Annotated in this window: 13 protein-coding genes; 8 read left to right on the top strand and 5 right to left on the bottom strand. The window is 59.9% G+C overall.

From position 1 onward, the window contains the following. Positions 1-238: 238 nt before the first annotated feature. A complete protein-coding gene (locus ACZ9GA_RS10430) occupies positions 239-2,269 on the bottom strand; it encodes a hypothetical protein (protein ID WP_457362746.1) in 2,031 nt (676 codons plus the stop codon). Between the two features lie 244 nt (positions 2,270-2,513). Here ACZ9GA_RS10430 and ACZ9GA_RS10425 point away from each other — a divergent pair, with 244 nt between their 5' ends. Beyond that, positions 2,514-3,500: a LacI family DNA-binding transcriptional regulator gene (locus ACZ9GA_RS10425; protein ID WP_457363761.1), complete on the top strand. Its 987-nt coding sequence runs from the start codon at positions 2,514-2,516 to the stop codon at positions 3,498-3,500. 244 nt (positions 3,501-3,744) lie between these two features. Then, positions 3,745-4,209, top strand: a complete 465-nt coding sequence (locus ACZ9GA_RS10420) for a hypothetical protein (protein WP_457362747.1) — start codon at positions 3,745-3,747, stop codon at positions 4,207-4,209. A 3-nt stretch (positions 4,210-4,212) separates the two neighbouring features. Here the strand turns inward: ACZ9GA_RS10420 and ACZ9GA_RS10415 are convergent, their stop codons facing one another. After that, entirely contained in the window at positions 4,213-4,584 is a 372-nt protein-coding gene (locus ACZ9GA_RS10415) for a HipA N-terminal domain-containing protein (RefSeq protein WP_457362748.1), read from the bottom strand. 320 nt (positions 4,585-4,904) lie between these two features. Further along, positions 4,905-5,168 carry a hypothetical protein gene (locus tag ACZ9GA_RS10410; protein WP_457362749.1) on the bottom strand — a complete coding sequence of 88 codons (264 nt, stop codon included), beginning with the start codon at positions 5,166-5,168 and terminating at the stop codon, positions 4,905-4,907. A gap of 757 nt (positions 5,169-5,925) precedes the next feature. On the opposite strand from ACZ9GA_RS10410, the gene ACZ9GA_RS10405 reads away from it, so the two are divergent. Continuing rightward, positions 5,926-9,171, top strand: coding sequence for a hypothetical protein (locus ACZ9GA_RS10405; RefSeq protein WP_457362750.1), 3,246 nt, complete (start codon positions 5,926-5,928; stop codon positions 9,169-9,171). A gap of 623 nt (positions 9,172-9,794) precedes the next feature. After that, on the top strand, positions 9,795-12,887 hold the full coding sequence (locus ACZ9GA_RS10400) for an Ig-like domain-containing protein (RefSeq protein ID WP_457362751.1): 3,093 nt from the start codon (positions 9,795-9,797) through the stop codon (positions 12,885-12,887). Positions 12,888-13,174: 287 nt separating this feature from the next. Here the strand turns inward: ACZ9GA_RS10400 and ACZ9GA_RS10395 are convergent, their stop codons facing one another. Next, a complete protein-coding gene (locus tag ACZ9GA_RS10395) occupies positions 13,175-13,315 on the bottom strand; it encodes a hypothetical protein (protein WP_457362752.1) in 141 nt (46 codons plus the stop codon). A gap of 137 nt (positions 13,316-13,452) precedes the next feature. On the opposite strand from ACZ9GA_RS10395, the gene ACZ9GA_RS10390 reads away from it, so the two are divergent. From ACZ9GA_RS10390 to ACZ9GA_RS10375, 4 genes are read left to right on the top strand one after another with little or no spacing between them, the layout of a single operon-like run. Further along, positions 13,453-14,238 (top strand): sugar phosphate isomerase/epimerase family protein, encoded by a 786-nt coding sequence (locus ACZ9GA_RS10390; RefSeq protein WP_457362753.1) that lies wholly within the window; start codon positions 13,453-13,455, stop codon positions 14,236-14,238. Continuing rightward, the gene (locus ACZ9GA_RS10385; RefSeq protein WP_457362754.1) at positions 14,231-15,175 is read left to right on the top strand and encodes a sugar kinase; all 945 of its coding nucleotides are present in this window, start codon (positions 14,231-14,233) and stop codon (positions 15,173-15,175) included. The genes ACZ9GA_RS10390 and ACZ9GA_RS10385 overlap by 8 nt, the downstream gene beginning before the upstream one ends. 51 nt (positions 15,176-15,226) lie before the next feature. Further along, positions 15,227-16,519 (top strand): MFS transporter, encoded by a 1,293-nt coding sequence (locus tag ACZ9GA_RS10380; RefSeq protein ID WP_457362755.1) that lies wholly within the window; start codon positions 15,227-15,229, stop codon positions 16,517-16,519. 15 nt (positions 16,520-16,534) lie between these two features. Then, positions 16,535-17,509: an NAD(P)-dependent oxidoreductase gene (locus ACZ9GA_RS10375; protein WP_457362756.1), complete on the top strand. Its 975-nt coding sequence runs from the start codon at positions 16,535-16,537 to the stop codon at positions 17,507-17,509. Positions 17,510-17,652: 143 nt separating this feature from the next. Here ACZ9GA_RS10375 and ACZ9GA_RS10370 read toward each other — a convergent pair whose 3' ends face one another. Beyond that, the gene (locus tag ACZ9GA_RS10370) at positions 17,653-18,228 is read right to left on the bottom strand and encodes a hypothetical protein (protein ID WP_457362757.1); all 576 of its coding nucleotides are present in this window, start codon (positions 18,226-18,228) and stop codon (positions 17,653-17,655) included. Positions 18,229-18,257 lie beyond the last annotated feature (29 nt).

Genomic DNA, 18,257 nt, shown 5'->3' with positions numbered 1-18,257 from the left:
GAGTCCGGCGCTACACATCATCAGGCCTGCACGAAAGTAAACTTTCACGATAGTTCTCCGCGAAACATATTAATCATGGGCCAGCAAGTGTAAGGATACTGCGTGATCAATATTGTAGGATCAATACTACGGAAACGTAGGAAATTTCAACAACCGACGAAGCCATAAACAATATTCCCGCCTTCAACTCAAAGAAGGCGGGAATATCATTACGACACGTGAAGTCTTGAATATTTATTTACGGGGTACAGAATGTATCGCCCTGACGGCGCGATACGCGAGGTTGAAGCAACAGAGAGCTGCCTTCCTGGCCATCTGCTTTAAACAGGCGATAGAAAATATCCGCACTACCATCCGATACCAGCTCGATCATTCCATTGTACGGAGTAATCGTGAAACTAAAGCCGTTGGTCGCCTGGCCAGGGGTCAGCGCAGCAATTTCGAATTCCTTGTCAGTATTGGGGATCGCGGTGCCGTTGTTCGCATCCGAGTACCCCTGGAAGTAGCACACCACGCGATCGCCCGCCGAAAACACACTGCCGTCACCGGGGACATTGACGACAATACCGTTCCATATTCTGGACGCGCAGTTAAGCACCTGGCGCCCATTGGGCAGGGTCGTGGCAGCCGGGAGTACCGGGTTGGGCAAGCCTTCAAGCTGGGAGATGCGCGCATCCACCAATTGCAGCGTCGACAGCTGGACGTTGGGCAGGCCTGGACGGCTGACCGTATAATCCACCCTGACGAACTCATTGAAGCCGCCCTGGTTGATGACATTCCACGGAACGGTGAATGTCACCTCATCGCCTTCACTTTCACCATTGATTGTCACGGTAGCCGCCGCGCCGGGGAAAGTGCCCCAATGCAAGGTCAGGACATCGTCGTCCTCAATCTTGGCTGCCAGCTCCACGGTCGCGGTGGCTGGCTGGCCGCGATCGGCGATAGTCAGTTTGTTGTCCGGATCACCTGCTTGCCAAGCACCACCACGCACGGTAACCGGCAGCAACAGTGGGTTGGGCCCTGGCACGATAGGGTCAGGGCCAGGTGCGCGGAAATCGACGTTCACCGTCAATTCCGGCGACGGGTAGCGGACCAGGCTGGTGGCCGTGCGCTTGACGTAATATTTGACGATGACAGCCCTTGGACCTGGCCCTTTGCTGGAGAGCGAGGCCCAAGGTATCGTAAAGCTGGGGGTGGTAATGGGAGTAATGGCCTGAACAATGCCATCCCACTCCACCTCGTAGTAGTCACTGGGGTCGTAGCCCTGATAGTCAGGGATATTCACCTCAACACCCAACTGGGCGTCGGCCAGGTCAATAAGGCCATCATCAGCCAGCGGTACCAGGGGGGCCAGTAAACCGAAAGGTGGCGGCAGCAGCTCCACCGGAATATAGGGCACCCCAAACACTTCCCGGATGTTGTTGGCGCGGTCGTGAATCACGAAAGGGGCGGCCTTTTGCCCAGCACCTTTGGCACGGATGACGTCACCCGGAATGGTAATGGTCACGGGCGCGTTGACGTCGATGATGCCAGCCGTGGTGCCGTCTGGCAGGTCTTCATTGGACGGTGGCGTGGTTCCCCAGTACCAGGTGACGTAGTCCCCGCGCTTGGCCCCCAGGTAAGCAGGCACCGAGGCGATCACTTCATCGTTGTGGCTGCCCAGGTACTCGGCGGTAATGCCGTCGGCAACGACTTCCGGGGGAAATATCAGCGCGCCGATAGGTGCGTTGTTTCCCGGAGGCGTCTTGTCAATGGTGACCACGGTTTCGATCGATTCCTTAGAATTGCCCACGTCATTGATATAACTGTACCAAAGCGTATGCACACCTTCCGCAGCAAAAAAGCGAGCGGGGATTGTCACCACGAATTCGGCAGGGTCGTGTGGAATAGTCAACTGCTTGTTTTCGATCACGGGAATGTCGTCGACAAACACGCTCAAATATTCTTCTGTATTAGACCCTGCGGTCCATTGCGGAATGGTCACTACCAGTGGATCGTCATGATAGCGGTTAAGCAGCAAGTTGACTTCGTCGCCAGGGTCGGAGGGCGACAAGGGTGGCGCAATTACGGCAGGGTCCAACGTTGCAACAGGCAACTCTGGAATTTGCGGGCCGGCCAGTGCGCGGCGGGTGAGATACGGACGTCCCTTTTTCGCGACAGCTTCGCGATGGGCCTTGATGACACTTTGGCGGGTTTGCTCAGCGGTCGGCGCCTTTGAATCAGTCATGGTGAACTCCACTTCAATGGGGAAATGATCCGTGCCGTTCAATCGGCACGCTCCGTAGCAGCGCGATAGCAACGATGCGCCACAGGTGGGGCTATTACATGCGCCAATGCCCATTCCCGCACCTGTCAGAACTGACAGGTGCCCCCCTCATTTCCCATTAAAGCCGACCAGCGGTACACTTGGGCCCGTCGCCCCGGTATTGAGCCATACCCGGCCATGACCATTCCAACAAGGACCCCCGGCCCCCGTGAGCAGCCTCCCACCAGCACCCCGTCACCGCGTCACCATGCAGGACGTCGCCCGCCGCGCCGGCGTGTCCAAGGCCAGCGTGTCGCGCTTCATCGGTGACGACAAAGCCCTGCTCTCGGACGCCATTGCCCTGCGCATCGAAAAAGCCATCAGCGAACTGGGCTACCGCCCCAACCAGATGGCCCGCGGCCTGAAGCGCGGGCGAACGCGCCTGATCGGCATGCTGATGGCCGACATCCGCAACCCCTACTCCATCGCCGTGATGCACGGCGTGGAAACCGCCTGCCGCCGCCACGGCTACAGCCTGGTGGTGTGCAACACCGACCGCGATGGCGAACAGGAACTGCAACAGTTGCAGGCGCTGCGCAGCTACAACATCGAAGGCCTGATCGTGAACACCCTGGGCAAGCACATGGACGAGCTGCGCGACCTGCAGAGCGAACTGCCCATGGTGCTGGTGGACCGCAAGCTGGAAGACTTCCACAGCGACATGACCGGCCTGGACAACGCCGGCGCCATGCGCATGGGCCTGGTGCACCTCAAGGCGCGCGGCTACCGCGACCTGGCGCTGGTCAGCGAGCCGCAGGACGGCACCAGTTCGCGCAACGAGCGTATCGCCGCCTTCGACCTGCTGGTGTCGCAGGATGGGCAGTTGAGCGGCAGTCGGTTGCAGACTGGCAGCGACCTGGAAAGCCGCTTACGCGAGTTTCTGGCAGCGCCCGGGGCGGGCCCCAAGGCGCTGTTCTGCGCCAACGGCCTGGCAGCGCTGGCCGCCACCCAGGCGTTGCGTGCGCTGGGCTGCAACCTGTTCGACGACGTAGGGCTGATTGCCCTGGATGACCTGGACTGGTACCCGCTGGTGGGCAGCGGCATCACCGCGCTGGCACAGCCTACCCACGCCATTGGCGTGCGGGCGTTCGAGTGTTTGCTGGAGCGCTTGCGCGGTGATGCAGGGGCGGCGCAGCGGTTTGATTTTGCCGCCGAGCTGATCGTGCGCGGCTCCACGCCGCCCAAACCCAACTGACTGACGACCGCATGTGGGACCGGGCGAAGCTCGGGAAGCAGCCACCGCAGTCGTTGGCCTGAGTAAACCCTGAACATTCCCCCACCTGTCATTTCTATCAGGTTACAGGGCACTATTTAATCTTCATGCTCCCAATTGAGCACAGGGAGCAATGGCTATCAACACGCATTCTGCTGATCATTGGTTCTTGACTCGTACACGACCACTCCACTCACAGGCCATAATCTTGGCAGGAGAATTGATCATGAGTACTAAAACGACACCTAAGGCAGCGCCCACCCGCATTCAAGAAAACTTTGAAAGCGAAGCTGTTCGGCAGCTGCCCGCGAATGAGTCAGCCGCATTTAAATACTTCGACGTGCACGCTGGTAGCGCTGTAGCCATACAGGAGCTCGGTAGCAAATATGCGCCGTCAATCTCGGGGAAAGCATTAACGAGCAGCGGAAACTCGCACTTCAGCATCACGTTACATAATGCGGTCTCCTACGCGGCAAGCAGCGGTTATGTCTCGGCCAATACGAGAGCCACGGTAGAGTTTGTCGACGCTGGCGGCACTCGCGTTCATAGCGTTACCGGTGAAGGTGGCTCTGACGGCAAATTTCTGGACCTAGGGGTTCCAATCGATATAGCCGAAATAAAGTCAGTAAAAGTGCAGACCGACGGCGACGGATTCTTTGCTTTGGATAATATTTCACTGTCTGAAGCTTGAGTATCAGCGCTCGATCGAGTGTGCCTTGCGCTCCTGTGCAGGGCACACGTTCCAGTGCCGCAGGATGGGGACAGGTTTTTTGTGTGCCCCAGGGTCTGTATGGAAAAGCATGTGACGGCGGGCTCTGGTGTGGGAGCTGGCCCGCACCATCAAAAAATCTGACAGTCCCGATCTGTTGGAAGCACGGCAGGTCATCTGAAAAACAGGGTGCAGGCCACGTGACTCGTAAGGCATGTCGCGAACCCCCATGGTCAGGCTGATCTGCTGACCGGCTCGCGCTCCAATACCGTAGTGGAACAGATAGTCCTGGTCATGGCTCAGTTCCCCGCTTTCGCCCTTGGGGGTCTGGATGCGAACGCGCTGCAACGGCCTCATTTGAACACCTCGCGCAATTCCTCAAAGGTCGGTCGGCGGGCAGGTACCAGGTTGTAACGCCCGCTTGTGCGGCCAACTGGATGATCGTCAGGCCACGGAGGGTGCGCATCTGCTGGATTTGCTGGCCGAGGCGGTCGGCTAGAAGCTGAGGATCCATGTTATGTTTACGTCACATGCATGGAGATAAGTTACGTAAAAGCAACATTCTCATTAGCTACTTATATGCATCGTAGCCGCTGTCGCCAAGTGCGCTGGCTATGTGAACCCTGAACATCTGCACTGAAGCACAGGGTCAGCGCAGCCCGGCGGCAGCGCCTACTTCAGTGCGCAGCAGGCAACCCCGCCAACGACGCCTCCACCAACGCCCGCGCAATCTCACTCAAGTGCTCCACATTCCGCGCCATGGCGCGCCACTGCGGCGGGCAGTTTTCCACCAGTTCGGCGGCACCGGCGCTGGTGCTTTTCAAGTACGCACATGCTTGAGTCAAAGCCTCTTCCAACGGCATGCCGTTGCGCACGGCCAGGATCGGCATATCGCCTTCACATGGGCCGAAGGGATGGTGGGCGGTAACGTATTCGCTCATGGCGGGTGTGCTCCTGCACTGGATGTCGAGACGGATGGGTGATGCGGTTTCAGGCAGGGGGAAATCGGGTGGATCGGGGGTTAGTTTGACCATGCTGCTTACTCCTGACGGTTCACTGAACCGCCCCCTCTGCTGCGAAACAGGATAGGTGGCGGCTTTACGCGGGTTCGCAGACCGGACCGTCAGGTACCCGGCGCACCCGAAGGTGCCCCACGCTCAGCCGCCATGGAACAGACCGCTGGAAATGCGGGCACTGGGCATGGGGACGCTGTGCGCCTGACGAATGACTCGGGCTGCGAAACCCGACCGCTGATTTGGCAGCGGCGGCCGCAGACTAACCCCGGAAAAACGCCAGTGCAAGCGCTCGCGCAGAACAACGAATTTTGAAACATTTCGTCATTTTTTAGCGCTGTAGGACGATTATTGCAGATCTTGAGCGGAACCTCCTAAGGAAATTCCTACAGCTAGCCGCCGCCAGGCTGCGGCTACACGGCTGCCAGCAGTGACGGTTAAATGCACACCTGTCAGATCTGACAGGTGTGCATTTCCCCTGCCAGGCGTTGAATAAGGGCTCGCCTCCATCAACCGCCTCACCAGGAGCCCGTCATGCCCAGACACACCCTCACGCCCCAGCAACTGCAGCGGCTGGGGCGCAGCGGCATTCAGCCACCGCCTAGCCCGATGCAAGCACACCCTTGGATGCTCCCGCAGCGCCCCGCACCGCAGACCCCGACCCAAGCCCCCCGGCCTGCTGCAAGTGCAACCGCTGAGCATCCCCAACGCCGACAGCATCACCCCCGAGGGCTACGACGGCGCCGTCAACATCGCCCTGCGCGAAACGCTGCCCGAAGGCGTGCTGGCCGATGTTTACTACTCGTCCCCGCGCGTTCTGGACACCGTCGAAGTGTTCTGGGGCGATCAGGACGTACCCGTGGCGTCCCAAATCTTCGATCAGGTGCCGACCCTGCCGGTACGGCTGTTCATCCCCACCGACCGTATCGAGGAGGGCGAGTTTCTGGCCTTTTGCCAAGTCACTGCCGTAGGCCAGAGCGCCGAACGCTCGGCCACGCGCAAGTACCTGGTCAAGCTGAGCCGCCCCGGCGGCAACGACACCGACGCCGACGAACCGGGCAACCAGAACATGGCCCGGGCGCAGTTGCCGCAGCACATCATCGACAACGGCGTGGGGCCGGGCGATGCCGCGGCGGGCGTCCCGGTGACCATTGCAGCTTGGGACAACATGGCGCTGCATGACATCTGCGAGCTGCACTGGGGCTCGGAAACCTTGACCCAACGGGTGGAAAATACCGCTGAGATAGGACGGGACATGGTGTTTCAGGTCGGTGCCGACACCATCCGCGACGCCTGGGACGACGTGAATCTGAACGTCACCTACAAGCTGGTGGATCGGGTCAACAACTCGTCGCGAGACTCGGAGGAAAGACCCTGGGCGCCAACCACCTACGTTGAGGTATACGCCAACGACTCCAGCCTCTACGAGCCTTGGGTTGAAGAGGCTGGGAGGGACCAAGAAGTTATTGACCTGGATGCACTGGCTGGCAGCCCCGTACATGTGGAAGTCGACATCGAGCGCAATTCCCCTTATGTGGACGGCACCTGCACCCTGATCTGGCGCGGCATCACCGCTGACGGTACCGCAGTGGTGCACACCGAAGACCTCAGCGTGTCACGTGCACCGATGGCCTTGTATTTCGAAGTGCCCAGCGCCGTGGTGGAGCAGATTCGCGGTGGCCGCGTGGTGGTGTATTACACGCTCAGCAAAGACGGCAACAGCGACCACTCGGCCCGCAACAGCCTGGACGTCATCGGCCAGCCACTGGCCTGGCCAGCACCGGAAGCCCTTGACCTCAATGGCGATGATGAACTGCCCATCGATATCCAGTTTCCGCGCTTCAGCACCCCGGTGTATGGCAGCAAGTCGGCGGGCGACATCATCGTGCTGCATGTGAGCGGTACCAGCCTGGACGGCCAGGTGGTCAACTACGAAAGTCCGGCGTATCCGGTGGTCGAGGGCGAACAGGATCAGCCGTTGGTGATCACGCTACCCCAAAACCTGCTTGCGCCGTTGGACGGCACCCAGGCGACGGTATTTTACAAGGTGAATCCCAATACGGCTCAGGAGCGTACTTCCGATTACCTGATCGTGAATGTGGGGGTTGGCTCCAGCCAACTGCGGGCCCCGACCGTAGTGCAAGCGGTGGATGGCTGGTTCGACCCGGCAGAGCACCCTGGCGGAGCGACCCTGTCAGTGCCGCGCGGCACCATTCATCAAAATGACAAGGTCACTTATTACTGGCGGGGTAGCGTAACCCCGGTCTACACCAGCTGGACCTATGCGGGGGCCAGCGGGCCTGTGCTGTTCGAGATTTCACCGGACCTGATCACGCCCAATCTTAACGGTACCGTGACGGCGTGGTACACGGTGGAGCGCGGGGGGAGTTTAGTCGGGACATCGCCCGAGCTGTTGCTCAATATTGGGGCGAACCAGGCGGGATGGCCTGCGCCAGAAATCGTCGATGCCACGGGCCAGGTGGTGAATCCGTTCGACCCTATCAACCCGGCTACCGGTCTGGAAAATACCGCCACTGTGGTGATCAACGATGCTCGCCTGGCGGTTAACGATGTGGCCGCTGTGGTGTGGTCCTTGCCTGATGGCAACGTTCCAACAATTCCTTATGTGCCTGTTACCGCTCGCGGTGAAGTGCATATCGCCGTGCCGCGTGAGGTACTGGCATTGAGCATCGATAAGCAGATCAAGGTGACCTACGTCATTTTCCGGGGCGCTGAGGCGGTGGGGACATCGCCTGAACTCCTGCTGCGTGTACTGCCGCTGGCTCAGAACACATTGCCCACCCCGGTCATCGTGGAGGCCACTGCCCAATCAGTGCTGGACCTCAACACCGTGACCGGCGATGCCACTGCGCTGGTTGCACCCTGGCCGTTCATGGTTGAGGGGCAAACGTTCTGGTTGCGATTGCATGCCCTGCGCGACGACGGCGAGGCGTGGAGTGGGCAGCTGGAAGAGCCTTTCACGGTGCAGCCGGGTGAGGTGCAGACCGGGGTGCGGCGATCATTGAAACGGCCGGATTTGTTGCGGCTGGAAAACAACTCACGACTGATGCTGGAGATGAAGGCTGGGTTGAGTGGTGCGTTGGCTGAAAGTGAATCGGTGATATTTCCTGAGGGAGTGTATGTGATGACTCAAGTGACGTTGGTGCTGCCTGCACCGCTTGTTGAAGGTGTGGTGGATGGTTATCTGGATCCGGACAGTATCCCGGCGCAGGGCGTGAAGATTACCGCGGCGTTCCCCGGGCAGGTGGCCGGATATTGGGTGGGCGCACACTGGGTGGGAATCGATGACGCATCCTCCCATTATTTTCCAGCGCAAGAAGTGGCGGGGGCGTCTGCCCTGGAATTCCAAGTGCCGAAGGCAACTGCTCTACTCAGCGACAAAAAACCCGTGACGGTCGAATACAAAATTGCACGAGTAAGCGGGGGGCTCGGGCAGACCTCGCTGCCCACGCCACTGGTACTTTCGGCAGATTCTCCCACCGTGCCGCTGCCTGGCAGCGAAGACTTTGAACTCTTCGAGGTGCGGACGTATACGGACGTAGAACTCAATGGTCTTCTCATAAATTCTGACCTTGGTAACTTTGAAGTAAGAGTCGCACCTTCCACACACTATCCAGCCATCATCAACAAAGCACTTTACTTCCAAAAGAACGCAAGCTGGAACTATTTCATAAGAATAACCCCACCACAACCCCTCTCGGAATTTAGATTCGGGGCCACTAATGGAAGCAAAAAAATTCTTATCAGGGTTTTCTATGTAGATGGTAACTACACTAACTTCGATATATCAGGAACGACAATAGTAAGCCAAAACAATTCCGCCCCGGGAGGCAAAATATCGGCTATATTTGTAGTCTGCGCGAATGACGCCCCATCGATTTACATTGATAATATTAGCTGGAAATTTTAGACAAAAGGAATGCAGATTACCCGACCTCCGTTTGGCCGCAACATTTGCGGCCCTCGATCTCAAGAACGGCAGAGAAGCATCTTGAGCAATAGCGCGGCTTCATGACAGACAGCTCGGGCCTTCCTCGGCGCCCCCCCCCCCCGCCGACGGTGGTTGGCCACTACTGAGAGCGGGCGACACCAAGCCTCGCTGCTAAACGAAGAGGTGGCGGTTGTACGCGGGTTAGCAGACCGGACCGTCAGGTACCCGGCGCACCCGAAGGTGCCCCACGCACAGCCGCCATAAACGCTAGTGCAGGCGCAGATACCCACACTAGCGATGACAACGCCATGCGTCTGACGAATCTCGGACTGCTAAATCCGACCGCTGATTTGGCAGCGGCGGCCGCAGCCTAACCCCGGAAAAACGCCAGCGCAAGCATTCGCACACAACAACGATGTTGGAAACATTTCGTTATCTTTTTAGCTCCGTAGGACGATTATTGCAGATTTTGTGTGAATCCCCCTAGGGATTTTCCTACAGACTGGCCAGCAATCTGACACTTACCCCACCTGTCATTTCTATCAGGTTACAGCCCCCTCCCCCCTTCATACACTCAAGCCTCCCCCTAGGAGGCCATCCTGATGAGTACCCTCAACCAGGCGCTACAACGCCTAATCCTCAACCAGCGACACCCATCACACCTGGGCCGCCACGACGGCATCACGCCCACCTTGCCCGCCCCCATCATCCCCGCCGTGCTGGTCCACGGCGGCCTGAACAAGAACGACCTGCACGACCCCACCGTGCCGGTGGCCGTGCAGGTGGTGCTGACCACCGACATGGCCGAAGGCGACACCTTGGCGCTGTACTGGAACGACGCAGCGGTGGCCAGCGACTGGATCACTCACGAGCATCTGGATGTCGGCCAAGTGGTGTTCTACGTCTACCCCCGCGACATTCCCGACACCACGGCGCACGTGCATTACCACCATATCGGCCTGGTGGGCGACGATGAAAAATCCTCGATTGCGCACGCGCCTTTTGAGGTGAAGCGCACCGTGCCGGGCAACCCTGACCCCATTCCGAGCACGCCGTACATCAATGAAAATCTTCTGCCACTGACCGGCATTCCGGACTCGATTGAAGCCAGCGCCGGGCCATTGACGGTCGGCGTGCCGCGCTATCAATACATCGCCGAAAACGACGTGATCACCGTGCAGTGGAGCAGCGTGCCGGTCAGTAAAATTGTCTCGCGGGCCGAAGCTGAGAATGCGGCTGCACCGCTGAACCTGGTCATCGATGCGGACATCATCCGCGACAACCCCGGCCTGCAGTTGGTCGTGACCTATGACATTCGCGACACGGTTAAAAACTGGTCGCTGTTCAGCCTGGAAAACCGCGTTGATGTCGAAGCCCCCGGTTCGCTGCACGTGCCTGCGGTGCGTGACGCCGACGACTTCGACGTACTGGACATGGATGCCTTGGCGGGCGCTGACGTGGCGGTTCAACTGCCCGTCAACGGCAACCTCGACGTACCGTCCACCGGCACGCTGACCTGGACGGGCCAGCCCGTACTGGGCCCGCGACTGACCTACACCCAGGCGTTTTCAATTACCCAGGCCACCACCCGACTGACATTGATGGTGCCTAACGCCCAAGCTGCCGCGTTGGTGGGCAGCACTGCCACGGTCTATTACGACGGCGTGCACAACAATGTTGCCGGACGCTCCGCGCGGGCCACCGTCAGCGTGATCGGACAACCGGTGGAGTTGGCCAAGCCGCGACTGACTGGGGTGAGCGGCGACACCTACGACCCCGACCTGATCGTGGGCGACGTCCAGGAGGTGATCGTGCCGGCTTACGCTTTTATGGCCGTCGGCCAGGAGGTCACCCTGATCTGGGAAGGTATCACCGCCAGCGGCACTAATGTGTACCGGACCGCGAAAGTGCTCATCGAACAACCATCCCAGGTCGGCCTAGCGATCAGCGTGTACATCGAGAAGCTCTATGCCGTTGCGCTGGCCGGTGGCTCATTGCGCGTGCGCTACAAAGTGACTGCTGAAGGACAGAGCTACGAATCGCCCACGCTGGAACTGACCGTGACCGGCCAGGTCAACACCCTGCCGGCGCCGGGCACCCTGCCGGCGTTTCCCAACGGCCAGGTGGACCCGGACCAGGTAGGCGCGACGCTACAAGTGGTGGTCAAGGCGGGTGGCGTGCTGCAACCGGGCGACAGCATCACCGTGCACTGGGTAGGCGAACCGAGTGCCAGCACGCATCCGACTGCGCCGATGCCTCCAACTGGGGATCTGTTGGTGAGCATTGCCAAGGATCCTTACGTGACAGGGAACAGCAACCGCCCAGTGGCGGTGAGCTATGAGGCTCGGCGAGGTGGCAACTTACTCGGCAGCTCGCGCTTGTTGAACCTGACTATCGGAGAGCCCGGACAATCGCCGTGGCCTGCACCGCAGGTCACCGATGCCACGAGTAGCACTGCAAACCCCTGGCACCCGATCGTCCCTGGCACCAGTGATCGGGAAAATACCGCGACGGTGGAGCTGACAGATGCGCGCCTGGCGCCCGATGATGTACTTGCCGTGTTGTGGTTTTTGCCAAATGGGGTTGTTCTGAATGTTCCCTGGGTGCCAGTGACAGTCCCGGGCACGGTGTCGGCGCCTGTCCCACAGGAGTTTATGAGTGCCAGCCTGGGCAAGGTCGTTAGCGTCAATTACGTGGTATTTCGTGGCAGTGACGCGATAGGCAGTTCCCTGGACCTAAGTTTATCGGTGGCAACTATTCCGCCAAGTGCATTGCCCTCGCCCTTAATCATGACCGCTGCAGACAACGACACGCATGAGTTCTTTGTCACGCAACTGACTACTAACGCTGCTGTAGTAGTCAATCAATGGCCACTGATGAATGTTTCGCAGTTCTACTGGGTAGAGGCGCGGGGGACCCATAATGATGGGACGCCCTTGGTAATAAACTTGGCTACGCGCAAACCCGTACAGAGTGTAGGAGTACAACACCTGGAAATCCCGTTGGCGAGTGCCAGAGCACTAAAGAATAGTAGCTTATTGACCTTGACTATGCGAATTGCGTTTGGCGGAGATGATCGCGATACCATTGAGTTGTCGCAGGTGGTATATGTTGTGCACTCGGTACCGGCCATGACAATAGACCCGAGTCTGATGTCGTTGTCCGGATTCTCTATTAAAGTCACGGATTGGCCAAAATCGGGCCAAGATTCCATTGGGAACACTGCATCAAGACAGCCATTAGGTGGAGTTCCCCCTTACAGCTACCAATCTAACAACCCCGAGGTGGTTTCGGTTAACCAGAACGGAAAAGTGACAGGGCTCAAAAATGGCAGCACAAGGATCGTAATAACCGACACGGCGGGCGCGAATGTTTCCTACCCAGTAACAACCTCAAACATATGGCAACTAATAAGAGTTCGGAGGAGCGGAACTAACGCCCAAGCGCTGGAATTCATCCGCGCTGTAGGGGGAACCATAGTTGACAATGTGTGGGCATATAGCGAGTTCTTCTACGATGCAAACAGAGTTTATACTCCTCCGCTGGGCACAACCTATGAGGCATGGACAGGACTATTTGAGAGCGGAACTAACCGAGGATCCTTCAAGAAATGGACTACAGCGCTACATACCTACGCAACGGATGCGACCGTAATAAAACCGGAGCTGTGGTATATGCTTCCATTAAACGGTTAGGCTCTCACAAAACCAAAAATTTTTGATAAGGAAAAGGAGTCTATCCACAGCTGAAAACCTCTATCAACGAAGCACTGGATGTAGCGATGCTTTGCGCCTGACGAAGTTTCAGTAAAACCGCAAGGCTAGGCCCTGTATGAAATAATGTGGAGGGTACGCGAATACTCTGGGAGCTGGCTTGCCAGCGAGCTGTTGAGGCATCCAGATACGCTGGCCCTGAGCGTGCAGATTTTCGGCGAGGCTCAGGGGCCAGCGCAGCCTCGCAGCAGGGATACGGCAAGCACGCCCTAGCCCAACAACTTGCCGCACAGCTGCCCCCTCTTGACTCCTACCCCCACCAAGGTGTTTCCTACCCCATCGCTGAAACCGATTTCAGCCACAACCAACGCCGCCTGGCAAAACAATTCCAACAAGGAAATCAGGCCCATGACCGCTCTCCTCCTCACCCCCGCCTTGCCCCAACCATCCCGGCTCGCCCGCACCCTATTGAAAAACTGAACCCCCCACCCCGCTCCGGGGTCTTTTACATAGATCAATTTGAAACCGGTTTCAGAGGCCAATAACAATGAATCTCTACCCCGTGTCCATCAGCCTGTCCAGTTACGGCGCCACCGTGATCCGCGAACAGGGCCAGGCGCCCTTTGCCGCCCTGCTCGCACAGGCCGGCGCCGACGTGATCGAATGGCGTGAAGAGCTGTTCACCACCCTTGATACCGACCAATTGCGCCAGGCCGCCGACGCCCAGGACCTTCAAAGTGTGTACTCCTGCCCCATGGAGCTTTGGCAGGAAGGCCGCGCCGAGCCGGATGCGGCATTGGTGACCGCGCTGGCCAACGCCGCGGCTTGCGGCTCGAAGTGGCTGAAAGTGTCACTGGGCTTTTTCGCCCCGCACAACGACTTCGCCGCCCTCAAGCACCTGCTGGCCGACCAGCCCGTACGCCTGTTGGTGGAAAACGACCAGACCACCCAGGGCGGGCGCATCGACCCGCTGGCGCGCTTTTTTGCCCGCGCCCGCGAGCAGGGCGTGCCAGTGGGCATGACGTTCGATATCGGCAATTGGCAGTGGCAGGAACAGTCGGTGTTCAGCGCCGCGGTGCAGCTGGGCCAATACGTGGAATACGTGCACTGCAAGGCGGTGGAACGCACCAGCGCCGGCAAGCTGGTGGCGATACCGCCGCAGGCTCGCGACCTGGAGTTGTGGGATCAACTGCTGCGGCGCATGGCACCGCAGGTGATGCGCGCGGCGGAATTTCCGCTGCAAGGCGATGATCTATTGGAAGTGACCCGTGGTCACGTGGCCACCCTCGCCCGCCTGGGCCAATCGCAATCGGAGAGCGTCGCTCATGGCTGATGTCCTGTGCTTCGGTGAAACCATGGCCATGCTGGTGGCCGAACAAACCGGCGACCTGGCCGCCGTCAGCCATTTCCACAAGCGCATCGCCGGGGCCGACAGCAACGTCGCCATCGGCTTGTCGCGCCTGGGTTTCGACGTGGCCTGGCTGAGCCGCGTGGGCAATGACTCCCTGGGCCGCTTTGTGGTCGACACACTGCAACGCGAAGGGCTGGACTGCCGTCACGTGGGCGTGGACCAGGCGAACCCCACGGGCTTTCAGTTCAAGTCCCGTGAAGATGATGGCGCAGACCCGGTGGTGGAGTATTTCCGTCGCGGCTCGGCGGCCAGTCACTTGAGCGTGGAAGACCTTAATGACGACTTGCTCAGCGCCCGCCATTTGCACGCTACCGGCATTCCGCCCGCGCTGTCGGCCAGCGCCCAGGAACTGTCCAGCCACCTGATGCAAACCATGCGCGGCGCCGGCCGCAGTGTGTCTTTCGACCCCAATCTGCGTCCAAGCCTGTGGCCCAGCCAGACGCGCATGATCAGTGAGGTCAACGCCCTGGCCAGCCATGCCGACTGGGTACTGCCGGGCCTTGCCGAAGGCCGCCTGCTGACCGGTTATGAAGACCCCGCCGACATCGCCGCTTTCTACCTGGACCACGGCGCCGAAGCCGTGGCCATCAAGCTGGGGGCCGAAGGCGCCTACTACCGCACCGCCCAGGGCGAAGGCTTTGTCGAAGCCCACCGGGTGCAGAAGGTGGTGGACACCGTGGGCGCCGGCGACGGCTTTGCGGTGGGCGTGATCAGCGCCCTGCTCGAAGGCCAGACCCTGGAGCAGGCCGTGGACCGTGGCAACTGGATCGGCAGCCGCGCCGTGCAGAGCCAGGGTGACATGGAAGGCCTGCCCAGCCGCGACCAATTGCTGGAAGCCGTGGCCCTGCGCCGCGCGTAACCCCATGGAAGGACCTGTTGCGACAACAACAAAATGCTCAGGAGCACACCCATGAATACGCTGAAACTGGCAACCCGCCGCTGGTGGGTGATCATGCCGATCGTTTTTATCACCTACAGCCTGGCCTACCTTGACCGGGCCAACTACGGCTTTGCCGCCGCCTCCGGCATGGCCGAAGACCTGGCCATGACGCCGGGGCTGTCCTCGCTGCTGGGGGCGCTGTTCTTCCTCGGCTATTTCTTCTTTCAGGTACCGGGCGCCATCTACGCCGAAAAGCGCAGCGTGAAGAAGCTGATTTTTGTCAGCCTGATCGCCTGGGGCGCCTTGGCCAGCCTGACCGGGGTGGTGGAGAACGCCTACTGGCTGATCGGCATTCGCTTCATGCTGGGCGTGGTGGAAGCCGTGGTGATGCCGGCCATGCTGGTATACCTGTGCCACTGGTTCACCCGCGCCGAACGCTCGCGCGCCAACACCTTCCTGATCCTGGGCAACCCGGTGACCATGCTGTGGATGTCGGTGGTCTCGGGTTACCTGGTGCAGCATTTCAGCTGGCGCTGGATGTTCATCATCGAAGGGTTGCCGGCCATTGCCTGGGCGTTTATCTGGTGGCGGCTGGCCGATGAGAAACCGGCCAACGCCGGCTGGCTCAGCCAGCAGCAGAAAGACGATTTGCGCGAGACCCTGGCGGCCGAGCAGCAAGGCATCAAGCCGGTGAAGAACTATGCCGAGGCGTTCCGCTCGCCCAAGGTGATCATCCTGTCGGTGCAGTTTTTCTGCTGGAGCATTGGCGTGTATGGCTTCGTGCTGTGGCTGCCGTCGATCCTCAAGCAGGGCCAGGAAATGGACATGGTCGAGGCCGGCTGGCTGTCTTCCTTGCCGTACCTGGCCGCCGTGATTGCCATGCTCGCCATCAGCTGGGGCTCGGACCGTATTCAGCGGCGCAAACGCTTCGTGTGGCCGCCCCTGCTGCTGGCCGCTTTAGCGTTCTACGGCTCGTATGCCTTGGGCAGCGAGCATTTCTGGTGGTCCTACGCCCTGCTGGTGGTGGCCGGGGCGTGCATGTACGCGCCCTATGGGCCGTTTTTCGCCATCGTCCCCGAGATTCTGCCGGCCAACGTGGCCGGTGGCGCCATGGCGCTGATCAACAGCATGGGCGCGCTGGGCTCGTTCGCCGGCTCCTGGCTGGTGGGCTACCTCAACAGCACCACCGGCAACCCGGGCGCCTCGTACCTGCTGATGAGCGGCGCACTGGTGCTGTCGGCCGTGCTGACCCTGCTGCTGGCCCCCGGCGGCTGCGACCTGGTGCGCGCCAAGCCGCGCGCCCTCACCGCCCACCATTCCTGAACACGAGAACCTGTGATGAAAAAGCATGTGGTGCTGTACAAGAAACTGTCCCCCGCCCTGCTGGCCCGCCTGGGCGACCAGGTGGACGTAACCTACGTGGAAGACCCGGCCAGCGACGGCCTGGCGCGCCTGCGCGAGTCCCTGCCCCAGGCCCACGGTCTGCTGGGCGCCAGCCTGAAACTGGACGCCGCGCTGCTGGACCTGGCGCCGCAGCTTGAGGCGGTGTCCAGCGTTTCGGTGGGCGTCGACAACTATGACATCGACGACCTCAGCCGGCGTGGCGTGCAATTGACCAACACCCCAGACGTGCTGACCGAGACCACCGCCGACACCGGTTTCGCCCTAATCCTTGCCACCGCACGGCGCGTGGTGGAACTGGCCAGCATGGTGCGCAACGGCGAATGGACCGCCAGCGTCGGCAGCAAACAATTCGGCACTGATGTGCATGGCAAGACCCTGGGCATCATCGGCATGGGCCGCATTGGCGAGGCGCTGGCCCAGCGTGGTCACTTCGGCTTCGGCATGCCGGTGATCTACCACAGCCACACGCCCAAGCCTGCGGTGGATCAGCGCTTTGGGGCGCGCCACTGTGGGTTGGACGAGTTGCTGCAGCAAGCTGATTTCATTTGTCTGACCTTGCCGCTGACGGCTGAGACAACCGGTCTGATTGGTGCGCGCGAGCTGGAACTGATGGGCCCGGACAGCATCTTCATCAACATCTCGCGGGGCAAGGTGGTGGATGAGCAGGCGTTGATTCATGCCTTGCAGACGCGCCAGATTCGCGCGGCGGGGTTGGATGTGTTCGAGCGCGAGCCGCTGGACCCGCAGTCGCCGTTGTTGAAGCTGGATAATGTGGTGGCGACGCCGCATATCGGTTCGGCCACCCATGAAACACGGGAGGCGATGGCGCGGTGTGCGGTGGACAATCTGCTGGCGGCGTTGCGGGGGGAGCGGCCGCAGAACCTGGTGAATCCGCAGGCGTTGCGCTGACAGCCCGAGTACGACTGACCATCGTTGTGGGACCGGGCGAAGCTCGGGAAGCGATCGACCCGATAGGCCTGCTGGCCGCTTCCCGAGCTTCGCCCGGTCCCACACTGGATAACCCGATACAGGGGCGATAACGGCGCTCTACGTCACGCAGTAACCACAACCGTAATCGCCGAGGTCAGCAAGAACTCCGACAGTAAGGTTCTGGCGCTACCCGCTACCAGTTGAAACAAGGTACCTGCGGCTACGGTTCCATTCGCAGCCGGCCCCGTTTTCACGAGTTGGATGGCGTATCCCATTCCTGTTGAGTAGAGTGTACCGGGCGTCAACCCGATAGGCCCTGCTACAGTTGCCGATAACGAGCCGTCAGGGTACAGCAGCACTATCACGTAACTCAGGCCCGGGACACCTGTAGGTAACTCATGCCCGCCACCTACATAGTTGAAGCGATTGTTACTATACAAAGCATCGGTAGGTTCACTGCCCGCACGAATAACGCCACCTGTGCCCTCTGCAGGACGGATAATATCCGACTGATACACAACAGTACCATCAGGCGTTCCCGCACTGACATAGATCGGTGCGCCCAGCGCAGGCAGCACATGCCGCCCCGCCATGCCTGAGGTAAACTCGACCGCACCCGACAGCGCGGGATCGGCTTTGATCGACGAGCCAGCGGCAGCGTCAAGTGCAACGGGGGAATCAATAATTAATTCGCTCATGAGACCTACTCGCTTTCATGTGAAGGAAG

It is taken from the genome of Pseudomonas sp. TE3644, from assembly GCF_056278815.1.
This window is presented reverse-complemented; position numbering and strand designations above follow the sequence as displayed.

Bases quoted from the DNA above. Each gene is read 5' to 3' on its own strand.
- ACZ9GA_RS10425 (WP_457363761.1), top strand. From the start codon at position 2,514: ATGCAGGACGTCGCCCGCCGCGCCGGCGTGTCCAAGGCCAGCGTGTCG.
- ACZ9GA_RS10420 (WP_457362747.1), top strand. From the start codon at position 3,745: ATGAGTACTAAAACGACACCTAAGGCAGCGCCCACCCGCATTCAAGAA.
- ACZ9GA_RS10415 (WP_457362748.1), bottom strand. From the start codon at position 4,584: ATGAGGCCGTTGCAGCGCGTTCGCATCCAGACCCCCAAGGGCGAAAGC.
- ACZ9GA_RS10410 (WP_457362749.1), bottom strand. From the start codon at position 5,168: ATGAGCGAATACGTTACCGCCCACCATCCCTTCGGCCCATGTGAAGGC.
- ACZ9GA_RS10400 (WP_457362751.1), top strand. From the start codon at position 9,795: ATGAGTACCCTCAACCAGGCGCTACAACGCCTAATCCTCAACCAGCGA.
- ACZ9GA_RS10395 (WP_457362752.1), bottom strand. From the start codon at position 13,315: ATGGGCCTGATTTCCTTGTTGGAATTGTTTTGCCAGGCGGCGTTGGTT.
- ACZ9GA_RS10390 (WP_457362753.1), top strand. From the start codon at position 13,453: ATGAATCTCTACCCCGTGTCCATCAGCCTGTCCAGTTACGGCGCCACC.
- ACZ9GA_RS10385 (WP_457362754.1), top strand. From the start codon at position 14,231: ATGGCTGATGTCCTGTGCTTCGGTGAAACCATGGCCATGCTGGTGGCC.
- ACZ9GA_RS10380 (WP_457362755.1), top strand. From the start codon at position 15,227: ATGAATACGCTGAAACTGGCAACCCGCCGCTGGTGGGTGATCATGCCG.
- ACZ9GA_RS10375 (WP_457362756.1), top strand. From the start codon at position 16,535: ATGAAAAAGCATGTGGTGCTGTACAAGAAACTGTCCCCCGCCCTGCTG.
- ACZ9GA_RS10370 (WP_457362757.1), bottom strand. From the start codon at position 18,228: ATGAGCGAATTAATTATTGATTCCCCCGTTGCACTTGACGCTGCCGCT.